Source organism: Amycolatopsis sp. NPDC004747, assembly GCF_053601335.1.
Genome location: NZ_JBSGBQ010000007.1, coordinates 302344 through 315197, shown reverse-complemented (window position 1 = coordinate 315197; position 12854 = coordinate 302344). Strand labels below are relative to the sequence as shown.

Sequence of the window (12854 nt, the reverse complement as noted above, 5' to 3'; positions counted from 1 at the left end):
CTCACTGCTGGTACGGCGCCGCGGCGGCCTTCGCGGCGGCGATCAGCGCGCCCTTGTTCTTCGGCCAGAACGTGCTGTCCACGCAGGTGTAGCGCGGCAGGAAACCACCGCACGTGCCGCTCGAGCCGCCGACCTCGAACGTCACGCTGGCGACACCGAGCTCGCCGTAGGTGAAGTCGTCGGTGGTGCCGGTCGTGTCGTAGCCGACGGTCTCCTCGTTCGTGCCGACGAGGTAGCCGTTGGACGCCGCGTACTTCGCGCCGAGCCTGCGGTACTGGGCGTCGTTCGGCGAGGTCGCCTGGGTGAAGCCCCACGGGATGATGATGTCGTTGCCGTAGCTGTGCAGCGTGATCATCGTGCCCGTGGCGGTCGACGGCGCCGGGTCGTTGTTGCCCGTGCCGCGCTGGTCCGGGTAGATCGCGCGAGCCAGCTTCTCCAGCGCCTGCACCTCCGGCTCCGAACCCGCGCTCACGCCCTGGTAGGTCTCGGAGCAGGCGGAGTTGGAGTCGCCGCCCCACTTGAACGTCGAGTTGCGGTTGAGGTCGACGCCGATGTTCGTGCCGGTGCAGCTGCCCCGGGAGTTGTCGGCGTTCTTGCGCTGCAGCTTCGGCGAATTCCCGCCGGAGGCGACGATGTCGACGCCGTCGGGGTTGGCGATCGGCACCACCCACACCTCGGTGGTGTCCAGAATGGACTTCGCGGTGGCGTCGGTGGCGTAGCCGTCGGCGAGGTAGTCGATCCAGCGCCAGGCGAGCTCGCCGGTCGACAGCTCGCGCGCGTGGATCTGGGCCATCAGGAAGAACTTCGGCTTCTTCGACGTCGTCGACAGCGTGCAGTCGCCGCTCTGCTTCTTGGTCAGGCAGATCGCCTGGATGTCGTGCCCGCCCTGGCCCTTCGCCTTCTTCCACGACTGGCCGATCGTGTACTTCGTGGCCAGGTCGGGGTGCGCCGAGGCAACGGCGGCGAGGTGGTTCTCGTGCGCGGTGACCGTCCGGTACCCGCCGTAGTAGGTGTCCGCGGCCAGCCTGCTCGTCTCGGCGGGAAGTTCCTTGTAGACGGTGTCGAAGAACGACGGCCGGTAACCCAGGGCCCGCAGCTGCGCGGCAACGGCCCGCCCGCCGACGACGTTGACGCTGCCGGCGTCACCTTCTTCGACGTCGAACCCGGCCGCAGTCAGCGCCTGCGCCTGGGCGGCCGTGGCCGGGACGCGCCAGAACACCGGCGTGTCGGCCGCCTGCGCGGTGGCGGTGCCGCCGAGCAGGGAGGTGAGCAGGACCCCGGACGCCGCGAGGGCGAGCCGGGACAGGGACCTTGACACCATCGGGGGATCTCCTCACGCCGCACGGATGGAGGTCCGGTCGGAACCCGTGGTCACCGTACCGGCACGCACAGTGTGTCGGCCCGGTGCAAAGGGGTCATACCCCCGAAAGTCGCGACTCTGCCGCGGCCCGGTCGTGAGTGGTAAGGCGGGTTCTAACCCGCCTTACCACTCACGACCAGCTGCGGCAGGCTACTTCTTCAGGCCGTGTTCGATCGCTTCGATGATCCGCGGCCGCAGCTCGGCCGCCGAGATGATCGCGTCCACCGAGCCGACCTCCACCGCGCGCTGGATGCTGTGGACCCGGTCGAACTCCGCCGCCACCTCGCTCACCTTCTCCGCCCGGACCGCCGACTGGACCTCCGCCAGCTGGGCGCTCAGCGCCGCCCGGGCAGCGCCGCCGGCCGCCGCCACCTGGGCCTGCAGCTCCGTCACGCGCGGGTCGTTCGCCGTGCGGTTGTTGACCTCGCCGGAGAACACGACCGCCGCCGCCGGGGCGCCGCCCAGCACCGAAGCGAACGAACCCTCCAGGGCCAGCACCGTCATGTTCGGGTTGAGCGCCTTGGAGAACACCACGAACGCGCCGCCGTGGTAGCGCGAGATCACGGTGAACACGATCGGGCCCTCGAAGTTGACGATCGCCCGGCCGATCTCCGCGCCGTACTCCAGCTGCAGCTTGCGCAGCGACTCCGGCGAGCCGTCGAAGCCCGACAGGTTCGCCAGCACCACCAGCGGCCGGTTGCCCGACGCCGCGTTGATCGCCCGCGCCGTCTTCTTCGACGACCGCGGGAACAGCGTGCCCGCGGTGTAGGTGTCCGGGCCGTCGGTGGGCGGGAAGCCGCGGCGGGGGACCGACCGCGACTCGATGCCGACCAGGCAGACCGGGCGGCCGCCGATGTGCACGTCCTGCACCGCCGCGGTGTCCGCGTCGGCCATGCCCGCCCAGCGCTCCAGCACCGGGTGGTCCTGGTCGGACAGCGCGCGCATCACCGTGCGGATGTCGAACGGCTTCTTGCGGTCCGGGTTGTGCTCGGCCGAGAAGATCTCCCCGACCGTCGTGAAGTCGCTGCCGACGATCGCGTGCGGGAACGGCGAGACGTCCCGGTCGACCGGGTCGTTCGTGCCCACCTTGCGCGGCCCGGCCTCGCCCGGCACCACGTACGTGTGGTCGTAGTGCGCCATCAGCACCGCCCGCGCGGCCGGCAGGTTCGGCGCCCAGTACTGCGCCTGCCCGTTCGGGCCCATCACGCGGTCGTAGCCGCCGATGCCGAAGTTGTCCTCGGCCGACACGCCACCGGAGAAGTCGAGCGCCTGCTTGCCGGTGAGCACCATCGCCGAGTCCGGCGTCATCACCAGGATGCCCTTGGTGTGCATGAGCATCGTGGCTTCGGCGTTCCAGTACGGCTGGGCGCCGACGTTGATGCCGTTGACCACGATGTTGATCTCGCCGCCGTCCTGGGTGAACGTGACGATCCGCTTGAGCGCCGCGGCGACCCAGTCCATGTTCTCGGTGCCCGAGGACATCGAGATCCGCGCGCCCGAGGACAGCGCGAACCACTCCAGCGGCACCTGCATCCGCTCGGCGAGGTCGAGCGCCGCGATGACGCGCGAGCACTCCGGCTCCGACAACGCACCCAGCGACTTCGTCGGGTCGCCGAGCAGCACGACCCGGGTGACGCCTTCGGGGTGCCGCTCGGTCGGCGTGGTGACGACGCCCGCCACGATCGCCGCGCTGTTCTTGCCCTTGGGCCGGTCGACCGGGACCAGGACACCCGAGTCGTCCAGGTCGTGCTCGGCGAACGTGCCCTGCGGCCCGGCGAGGAGATCGGTCAGCTCGTACGGGTACACCGTCCCGCGCCGCGCCGCGCGCAGCACCTTCAGGCGGTAGTCGTCGTGGGGCTTGACCGGCTCGGTCGACGGGGCCTCGACGTGCAGCCGCGCGCCGTGCCCGGGGTCGAAGGCGATCCGGACGGCGAGCTCGGTCAGCTTGCCCGCGTCCGTGCGCCGCCGCGCCAGGAACTGGACTTCCTCCAGCCCGGCGCCCACCGACGTCGGCAGGATGCGCTGGACGAGGGTGTTCAGCTCTTCGGTGGTCAGGTCGGTCGGCGGCCAGACGTACATCATGATCCGGTTCGTGTCGAACCGCTTGTGCTGCGGCCGCTGCGCCTGGATGTTGCGGATGGCGTCGAGGCAGGCGGTGACCGCGTCCTCGAGCGCGGGCAGCGCGACCAGGCGTCCGTCGGCTTCGCGCAGCGGCGTCAGGTCCCGGACCTGGCCCATCGCGATCAGCCGCTCGTCGGCCGGGTTGGTCTTCGCCGTGGCCTTGAACAGGTAGATCTCCTCGTCGGCCGAGGGCAGCCGGGTGAGGTCGAACTCGCGCAGCCGCTGCAGCTGCAGGCGCTGGGCGATCTGCGGGTGCAGGCCGCGGATCAGCCTGTCCTCGGTGAAGCCGTCACCCTCGCGCTCGAAGGTGAAGTGGTGGTGCATCACCGCGCCGCCGGTGCCGGCCACGGTGACGACGATCCGGCGCACGCCCGCGGGCAGCGGGTTTTCGGCCAGCAGCGTGCCGAGCCGCTCCGCGGCCGCGTCGACGTCCGGCTGGTCCTCCCACCGCAGGTAGAGGTCGGCGACCACGCCGTCGGTGGCCACCTCGCCGAGCGCGCGGAGGGCGTCGGGCAGGGCGGCGATGTCGACGGCGGTGGTGACCAGGGGGAGCACGCCTTCGGGGGCGTTCAGCTCGGCGGTCAGCCAGCGCTGCCCGCCGGCTTCGCGCACGGCGACCCCGGAGAGCCGCCGGTTGCCGTAGTAGCGGCGGGTCAGCACCTCCAGCAGCGGCGCGTGGTCGCGGCCCGGCCGCCCGATCCGCTGCCCGATCAGCCGGACCAGGGGCTGGGAGCCGGTGATCATGGCCTGGATCCGCTCGGCGCGGTCCGGCGCGTCCGGGTGCTGGTCGAGGTAGGTCAGCTCGGTGCGGACGGCGGCGTAGACGCGGGCGCGGTTGCGGCGCAGCAGCGGCTGGGCGAACCAGCGGAACACCACGCCGCGGGCGAGGTCGGACACCGCGGGGAAGCGCACCTGCGTGGCCTCGACCAGGTGTTCCAGGGTGAGCCCGGCGCGTTCGCTCAGCGCCTCGGCCGGCGGGGCCCCGGTCAGCCACTGCCGCAGCAGCTCCGAGACGACCGCGACGTCGGCCGTCATCCGCTGCTGGGCCAGGAAGATCCGGAAGACCGCGGCCTCCAGCTCCGGCGTGCGCTCCAGGTCGCCTACGCCGTAGTGCGCGAGGACGCGCTTGAGCTTCGCCTGGAAGCCTTCGGTGACGCCGGCGCGTTCGACGTCGAGGCTCTGCAGGTAGGTGTGGAAGAACTCGCGCGGGCTGTGCACGGCACCGTTCGGAACGGTGTCCTCGCCGCCCGGGGTGTTGCGGCTGAGCTCGGTCAGGTCGGCGAAGACGGTGAGCAGCTCCAGCTCGCCCTCGACCGGCCGGTTGCCCAGCTCGGAGCGGGCCTCCAGGTAGGCGGCGACGAGCCGCTTGCGCTCGGCCGGGTCGACGTCGAAGCCGAGCAGCAGGCTGCGGAGGTCCTGCAGGCCGCGCTCGACGCGCTCGGCGGCGGACACGCCGTCCGGCACCGAGGGCAGCTCGATCTCGACGGTCTCGCCGGTGTCGGCGGCTTCCTCGGCGGCGTCGTCGGCCAGCGGTTCCAGGCGCATCAGCGGCGCGCCCGTCTCGACCTGGCTGCCGACGGAGACCGGGCACTCGCGGACGCGGGCGCGGAACGGCGCGCGCAGCACCGTCTCCATCTTCATGCTCTCCAGCACGAGGATCGGCGCGTTCGCCTCGACCTCGTCGCCGACGGCCAGGGGGGTGGCGACGACCAGCGCGGGGGCGGGGGAGCGGACGACGCCGCCCTCGTCGCGGCTGATGCGGTGGGTGACGCCGTCGACCTCCACGAGGTGGATCGGGCCGTGCGTGGCCGCGACCAGCCGGAAGCGGCGGCCGTTGACCAGGATCTGGCCGCTGTGGGCGTCGAACCGGTCGATCTCGATGTCGGCGTGGTGGACGTCGGACGCGCCGGCGGAGATGCCGACGCGGAAGCGGCTGCGGCCGGCGCGGGCGACGGAGACGCGGTAGCCGACGCCGCGGAGCTTGAGGTCGAGCGGGCGGCCGCTCTCGTGCTGGACCTGCGGGCGCCCGCCGTGCGCGGTGGACAGCAGCCGCTGGACGGAGACCTCTTCCTCGTCCTGGTAGGCCTCGATGGCGGCCGCGGCGAGCGCGATCGCGGAGTGCCGGTGGGTGACCAGGCGGCCTTCGGCGCGGACGCGGTCGATCCAGCCGGTGTCCGCGCTCGCGTCGATCACCTCGGGCTGGTCGAGCAGCTCGAGCACGAAGCTCTTGTTGGTCGCGCCGCCCTCGATGATGACGGTGGTCTCGGCCATCGCCCGGCGCAGGCGGCCGAGTGCCTCGTCGCGGTCGCGGCCGTAGGCGATGATCTTGGCGATCATCGAGTCGAAGTCGGCCGGGATGGTGTCGCCCTCGCTGACGCCGGTGTCGACGCGGATGCCCGGGCCGGCCGGCAGCGCCAGCCGTGCGATGCGGCCGGGGGAGGGGGCGAAGTCGCGGTCCGGGTCTTCGGCGTTGAGGCGCGCCTCGACGGCGTGGCCGAGCTCGGCGGGCTGCTCGCCTTCGAGCTTGCCGCCGCCGGCGACGTGCAGCTGCAGCTTGACCAGGTCGGTGCCGGTGGTGATCTCGGTGATCGGGTGCTCGACCTGCAGGCGGGTGTTGACCTCGAGGAAGGCGAACAGCTTCTCGCCCGGGTGGTAGAGGAACTCGACGGTGCACGCGCCGCGGTAGCCCACGGCCACCGCGAGCCGCTCCGCCGACGCCTTCAGCTCGGCCGTCTGGGGCGGCGCGAGGACAGGCGACGCCGACTCCTCGATGATCTTCTGGTTGCGCCGCTGCACCGAGCAGTCGCGGACGCCGAGCGCCCACGCCGTCGCGCCGTCGGAGATCACCTGGACCTCGACGTGCCGGGCGCCGGTGACCAGGCGCTCCAGGAACACGACACCGGAGCCGAACGCCCGCAGCGCCTCCTGGCTGGTGCGCTCGTAGGCGTCGGCGAGGTCCTCGCCGGAGGCGACCATGCGGATACCGCGCCCGCCGCCGCCCGCGGTGGCCTTCAGCATGAGCGGGTAGCCGATCCGCTCACCGGCCGCCAGCGCGTCCTCGAGCGTGGCGACCTCGCCGCGGCTCCACGGCGCGACCGGCACGCCGACCTCTTCGGCGATCAGCTTCGCGCCGATCTTGTCGCCGAGCTTGCGCATCGCGTCCGCGCTCGGCCCGACGAAGGTGACGCCGACCTTCTCGCACAGCTCGGCGAACGCCGGGTCCTCGGCCACGAAGCCCCAGCCGACCCAGGCGGCGTCGGCCTTCGTCTCGACCAGCGCCTTCTCCAGCTTGGCCAGGTCGAGGTAGGGCCGGGCCGAGGCGGGGCCCAGGTCGTAGGCCAGATCCGCTTCGCGGACGAACGTGGCGGTGCGATCGGCGTCGGTGTAGAGGGCGACCGTCTCGATCCGCGTCCCGGTTTCCGCGGACAGGTCCCGGACGGCGTGGATGAGCCGCATCGCGGCCTCTCCGCGGTTGACGATGGCGACACGACTGAACACCGGCTGAGCCTCCCAAGTACCCACGCGCAGCAGGCGACGTACCTGTCCTGGGACGTCGCCTGCACCTGTCTACACCCTGGTGGATGACGCCGGGTCGGACCAATGTCCGCGATGGCGCATGCCGGAGCGGCTGAGTTGTGGGAACCCCACAAAAAGCGACCCGCGCCACACCGCCCGGACCGGTTTTCACCCGCGATCAGCCACAAAGCCCCCTACATCCGGGAAACAGGGGGTGGCGGGGTGGTGATCAGGAGGCGAGCAGGACGTCGGAGTCCAGCACCTGCCCCAGCTCGCGGCGCTCGGCCTCCGACAGCGGGACGGCGGCGACCTCGCACCGGCCGTCGGGTCCGGGCGCGGTGGTGACCGCCAGCACGGGCCGCCCGTCGATCTCGCGCAGCGTCACGCGGCCACCGCACGCCAGGTCGACGGTGACGCCCGGGCGGTCGCGATGCCTGCCCAGCCAGCGGCTGACGAAATCGAAGGTCATCGCGGTTCTCCCCTCGGTACGGCGCACTCCCCCGGAGCACAGGTGTGCTTTGGTGATGCCCCGGATACCTCGGGTTTACACCCGTTCGAGCGAAACGCGGGCCGGCACCCCCCGACGCGGTGCCGGCCCGGCCGCTCTTTTCCCTGCTCAGCGCAGGGGTGCCTCCAGGACGTACCGCTTCGCGAGCCCCGCGCCGCAGTCGACCTCGACGGTCCGCCGGACGACCGGAGCGCCGTCGTCGCCGCGCAGCGCGTAGCCGACCGCCGTCGAGTCCGGGATCGTGCGGACCTCGGCGGGCACGCGTCCGCCCGCGGTCAGCCGCCGCAGCAGCCGCTGCAGCGGGGCGTCGAGCGCCTCGTCCACAGTGGACGGTTCGCCGGTGGCTTCCGCGGCCGCCGAGGGCGGTGCGGTGGGTGCGCCGTCGCTCAGCCGCTCGACCTCGCGGGTGGCGTCGACGATCGTGGTCACCGTGCCGCCGCCGTCGATGCCGACGCGCACCTCGCCGAGGCCGGGCGTGACGACCGGGCGGCCGTCGACCAGCTGCGTGAACACCACGTGGGTCTCGCGCACCCGCGGGTCGGCGACGTCGCCTGCCGTGCCGCCGGCGTGGTACTGGTGGCGCACCTTGTCGGCGACCAGGTCGACGCGCTCGGCCAGCCCGAACGTCTCGACGGCGTCCTGGGCGATCCGGACGGCCTCGTCCGCGCTCGGGGCGTCCCGGCCGGTGCCGTCGGCGTCGGCGAAGGTGATCTCGCGGACGCCCCGGTGGTCGACGCTCAGCCGTGGCCCGCCCTGCTCGGCGCCCAGCACGACGCCGTGCGGGCCCATCGCGTCGTCGGCCACCCCGCCGCCGAGCCGGACGCCGTAGTGGCCGGCCAGCTCGGCCAGCCGCGCCCCCGAAAGCCGCGGCGGCGCGAACCGGGCGGTCTGCGCCGTGCCCGGCAGCTCCAGCCGTGGCGTCCGGATGCTCTTGGCGGCGTCGTACCAGGTCCACCACCACCAGTTCTTCGACGCGGCGGCGGTCTGGAAGGACCCCTCGTTCCACAGCCGGTCCTGAGCCTCGGCCTGCGTCGCCCCGCAGGCGACGACCGAGGGTGCCTGGTGGTGGTCGATGTCCCACGACGCGTCCAGCCACGCCTTGCCGAACTTGTGGCCGTTGCCGTTCCACTTGCTGAAGAAGTAGGCGCCGTAGTTCGGGCTGTCGACGCTGGTCGTCTCGAAGCCGAAGATCATCCGCAGGCCGAGGTTCGCCGCGTCCCAGGTGCGGATCGGGCTGTTGCCGTCGCCGATGCGCAGCGAGAGGCAGGTGGAGAAGAACAGGTAGCGCGCGACCTCGTTGCCCAGCCGCATGTCGGCCGAGCTGGCCCAGGAAGACCCACCCCAGGTGCCGCCCATCGGCATCCAGAAGACACCGCCGGAGTCCATGGTCCCGTGTCCCGAGTGGTACTCGGCGACGCAGGCGTCGAAGCCGTAGGTGCCCTGCCAGTCGTCGTACTGTTCGCCGTAGATCCACGACAGCACGCCACCGTCGGTGTACCAGAAGTTCGGCGCGGTGAACTGCTTGACGTAATTGTAGAAACCGCCCGCGTCCTCGTGGGTGCTGGAAAGGTCGTTGATGCCGGGAGGAAAGTCCTCGATGGAGCAGACCCCGTACCGGTTCGCACCCCGCTCGGCGGCGGCGCCGGGGCCGGCGGCGAACGGATCCGCCGAGTTCAGCGCCCGTGCGCCGGCGGGTGCGCCCGGTGGTGCGGTGACCACGCCGTTCTTGAGCAGTGCCATGATTCCTCCCCGTGGGTGGCAGAACGCAGCTTTCGGACGGTAGCCGCCGACACGGTGAAAACTTTCGGATACGTCTTTTTGCCACACCTTCAGCGCAATTTTTTCAGCGCTGCACCGATTCCGTGGGAGTTTCCCGGTCCGGTGGTGCTTCCGGTCGAAGTGGACAGCAGCGCGGGGTTGGCCGCCGCCGCGGTGACGACCCGCTCGTCCGGGTGGGCCAGCAGGGCCACAATGGACTCCGCGGTCAGTCCCGGGTGGCCGGCGAGGACCCGCAGGGCGCGGACCGGTGCGCCGTCGAGCAGCGACCGGGCCAGGTCGGCCGGGCAGCGCGGGTTCGCGGCGATCCCAGCGGACACGGTCGTCCCGTGCCGGGCGAGGGTCCGCAGCTGCGCCGGGCTCAGGTCCGGGTTCGGCGCGACGGCCCGGGCGACACCGGCGTCCGGGTCCTCGGCGAACCGGGCGAGGAGGTCGGGAGGGAGGTCCGGGCGAGCGGCGGCCAGCCGTCTGACCTGCGCCGCGGCCTCGGCGAGGAGCCGCAGTTCGGGTTCGGTCGCGGTGGCGACGCGCGGCACGAGCGTGCGGCCGACCTTGGTTTCGAGCGCGAGTTGCGCCAGCAGCCCGAGCGGGACGCGCGGGTTGTGCGCGGCCGCCTGCCGGATCTCACGGCTGTGGTCGCGGGCGAGCAGCCGCGGGAGCAGCGCGACGGCGGCCGGGTTGCGCGCGAGGTCCCACCGGACACCCGGCAGGTCGTCCTCGGCGAGGTGCGCGTAGACGTCGGCGGCGAGGTCGGTGCGGGAGGCCAGCGCCCAGCGGACGAGCGGATGCGCGGCGACGGGGAGGCAATCCGGTGGGGTGGCGGGGTTTCCGGCCAGGGTGGCGAGCAGGTCGACGGGCGACGACCCCGGTTCCGAGGCCACCGGTGACCACCGACGGGTTTCGGCCTCGCCCGCGATGCGGCGCAGGAGGTCCGGGGACGACTGCTCGTTCGCGGCCAGGGCGTGGCGGACGGCCCGGCGGGTGTCCTCGGCCAGCCGTGCGGTCGGCCGCTGGCAGCGGGCCGCCGAGGTGACCACGTCCAGGTCCGGGTCCGCGGCCAGCACGTCGACGACCGGTTCGGGGAGCGGGCACCGGGTGGCCAGCTCGGTGCGGATCACCGGGTCGGGGTCGCGGGCCAGCCGGTCGAACCAGGCCGGGTCCGCGTCCGGGTGCACCAGCACGGCCAGCCCTCGCCAAGGGTCGTCGAAGGGGACGTCGGCCGGGGTGAGCAGGCCGTGTTCGAGCAGCGGGTACAGCACGGACGGGCCGCAGCGGGCGGCGAGTGTCCGGGCGTGGTCGCGGGTGAGGTCCGCGCGGGCGGCGAGGATCGGCCCGAGCTCGTCGTCGGCCGTCGCGACCAAGGTGTCCAGCAGGGGAGCGGGCAGGGCGGGGTTGGCGGCCAGGCCGCGGCGCGACGGCGTCATCTTCTTCTCCGAACGTCCCGCCCGGTGCGGAACAGGGCAGAATCGCGGAGATCCGGCGGCGCGGCAACCGGTTTTGGCGGCGGGAGCGGCGAAAAGCAGCCGGGGCCCGCGGGGGCGCCCCCGGTTTCCACGCTACCGGAGACCACCGACAAAAACCGGGTTCTCCGCCACCCATGAGGCGCGCCCGGACCCGCAGCCGATCGATGCTGGCCGGATGAAACTGGGGCGGCTGGCCGCGGCGGCACGGGACCTGTTCTCGGCGAAACTCGTCTACGGCGAGCCCGTCGAACGCGGTGGCGCCACCGTGATCCCGGCCGCGGCCGTCTTCGGGGGTGGTGGCGGGGGCGGCGGGGATGCCCTCCCCGTCCGCGAGGGCGTCGGCTTCGGGGTGTTCGCCCGGCCCGTCGGCGCCTTCGTCGTCCGGGACGGCACCGCCACCTGGGTTCCCGCCGTCGACGTCACGCGGCTCGGCTTGGCCGCCGCCGTCACCGTGGTCGCGCTCGGCAAGATCCTGGCGAAGCGCCGCTGACGCTGCCGAAAGTTCACGGCCATTTCGTGTCCGCGTTCGCCTGGCGCGCCTAGCGTCGGGTGCGGAGGTGCGCATGAACGACTTCAGCAGGCGGACGCTGCTGCGGGCCGGCAGCGTCCCGGTCGCCGCCGGGCTGCTGCCGGGCGTCGCGTTCGCCGATCAGCCCGGTGGGACCAGCCGGACGCAGACCGTCACCGGCACGCTGGCACCGGACGTGCCGGACTGGTACTACCTGCCCGTCGACGTCCCGCGCGGCGTGCGCCAGATCGACGTCGTCTACTCCTACGACAGGCCCCCGGTGCCGGCCGGCACCCGCGGGAACGCCTGCGACATCGGCATCTTCGGGCCCGAAGGCCACGACCTCGGCAACGCGCGCGGCTTCCGCGGCTGGTCCGGCGGCTTCCGCGACCGGTTCTCGATCAGCGCGTCCGAAGCCACGCCCGGCTACCTCGCCGGCCCGGTCGGGCCCGGCCGGTGGCACGTCGTCCTCGGCCCGTACACCGTCGCGCCGCAGGGGCTGAACTACCGCGTCGACATCACGCTCACCTTCGGCCCCGACGGCCCGCCGGTCACGCCGAACCCCGCCCCGGAAACCGCTCCGGCGCGGGACAGGGGCCGCGCCTGGTACCGCGGCGACAGCCACCTGCACACCGTGCACTCGGACGGGCGCCGCACGCCGGAGCAGCTCGTCGCCGACGCCCGCGCCGCCGGGCTCGACTTCATCGTCTCCACCGACCACAACACCTCCAGCTCCCAGCTGGTCTGGGGCAACCACGCCACCGACGACCTGCTGATCCTCAACGGCGAAGAGGTGACGACCCGGTCCGGGCACTGGCCCGCGATCGGCCTGCCCGCCGGCACCTGGATCGACTGGCGCTACCGCGCGGCCGACCCGCGGGACTTCCGGCGCTTCACCGACCAGGTGCACCGCGCCGGCGGCCTGGTCACCGCGGCGCACCCGTTCGCGAACTGCTTCGGCTGCACCTACGAATTCGCCTACGAAATCGCCGACCTCGTCGAAGTCTGGAACGGCCCCTGGACCCAGGACGACGAGGCGAGCGTCGTCCACTGGGACGGGCTGCTGCGCGGCGGCCGCTTCATCCCGGCGATCGGCGACTCCGACGCACACCACCCCGACCAGCGCGTGGCCCTGCCGCACACCGTGGTGCTCGCCGACCGGCTGCGCCGCCGGGAACTGCTGGCCGGGCTGAAGGCGGGCCGCTCGTGGCTGGCGGAGTCGGCGGCGGTCCAGCTGGACTTCACCGTCTCCGGCGGCGGCGCGAGCGCGGGCATCGGCGAGCGGCTCGCCGCGGGCACCGGGACCCCGGTGACGGTCAAGGCGGTGGTCGCCGGCGTGCCGGGGACGACGGTGACGTTCCTCGACCAGCTCGGCCCCGAGCACACCGAGCCGATCGGCGACGCGGGCGCGGCCACGGTCACCTGGACCACCTACCCCCGCTACAGCCGGTGGGTGCGCGTCGAGGTCCGTCGCCCGTCCGGTGGCCCGAACACCACGGTGCCGAACGCCATGGTGGCGCTGTCCAACCCGATCTTCTTCGGCGCCGCGCACTGAACCCGCACCCCGGCCCCCGCGTCCTCCGTTTGGCAGACTGGTGCGAA

7 protein-coding genes are annotated in these 12854 nt (G+C 72.8%); 2 read left to right on the top strand and 5 right to left on the bottom strand.

Going from position 1 to position 12854, the window contains the following annotated elements:
- Position 1 precedes the first annotated feature (1 nt).
- The 5 genes from ACWEGE_RS14410 to ACWEGE_RS14390 all read right to left on the bottom strand — a co-directional run bounded on the left by ACWEGE_RS14410 (position 2) and on the right by ACWEGE_RS14390 (position 10705).
- Positions 2-1321, bottom strand: coding sequence for a M14 family zinc carboxypeptidase (locus ACWEGE_RS14410; RefSeq protein ID WP_449660896.1), 1320 nt, complete (start codon positions 1319-1321; stop codon positions 2-4).
- Positions 1322-1510: 189 nt separating this feature from the next.
- Complete coding sequence (locus tag ACWEGE_RS14405) at positions 1511-6979, bottom strand: ATP-binding protein (RefSeq protein WP_449660895.1); 5469 nt, start codon at positions 6977-6979, stop codon at positions 1511-1513.
- A gap of 247 nt (positions 6980-7226) precedes the next feature.
- Positions 7227-7466 carry a hypothetical protein gene (locus tag ACWEGE_RS14400; protein ID WP_354816737.1) on the bottom strand — a complete coding sequence of 80 codons (240 nt, stop codon included), beginning with the start codon at positions 7464-7466 and terminating at the stop codon, positions 7227-7229.
- Positions 7467-7613: 147 nt separating this feature from the next.
- Positions 7614-9245 carry a DUF6345 domain-containing protein gene (locus ACWEGE_RS14395; RefSeq protein ID WP_449660894.1) on the bottom strand — a complete coding sequence of 544 codons (1632 nt, stop codon included), beginning with the start codon at positions 9243-9245 and terminating at the stop codon, positions 7614-7616.
- Between the two features lie 89 nt (positions 9246-9334).
- Complete coding sequence (locus ACWEGE_RS14390; protein WP_449660893.1) at positions 9335-10705, bottom strand: hypothetical protein; 1371 nt, start codon at positions 10703-10705, stop codon at positions 9335-9337.
- Between the two features lie 214 nt (positions 10706-10919).
- On the opposite strand from ACWEGE_RS14390, the gene ACWEGE_RS14385 reads away from it, so the two are divergent.
- Positions 10920-11234: a hypothetical protein gene (locus ACWEGE_RS14385; protein ID WP_449660892.1), complete on the top strand. Its 315-nt coding sequence runs from the start codon at positions 10920-10922 to the stop codon at positions 11232-11234.
- 67 nt (positions 11235-11301) lie between these two features.
- Complete coding sequence (locus ACWEGE_RS14380) at positions 11302-12807, top strand: CehA/McbA family metallohydrolase (protein ID WP_449660891.1); 1506 nt, start codon at positions 11302-11304, stop codon at positions 12805-12807.
- The last annotated feature ends 47 nt before the right edge of the window (positions 12808-12854 follow it).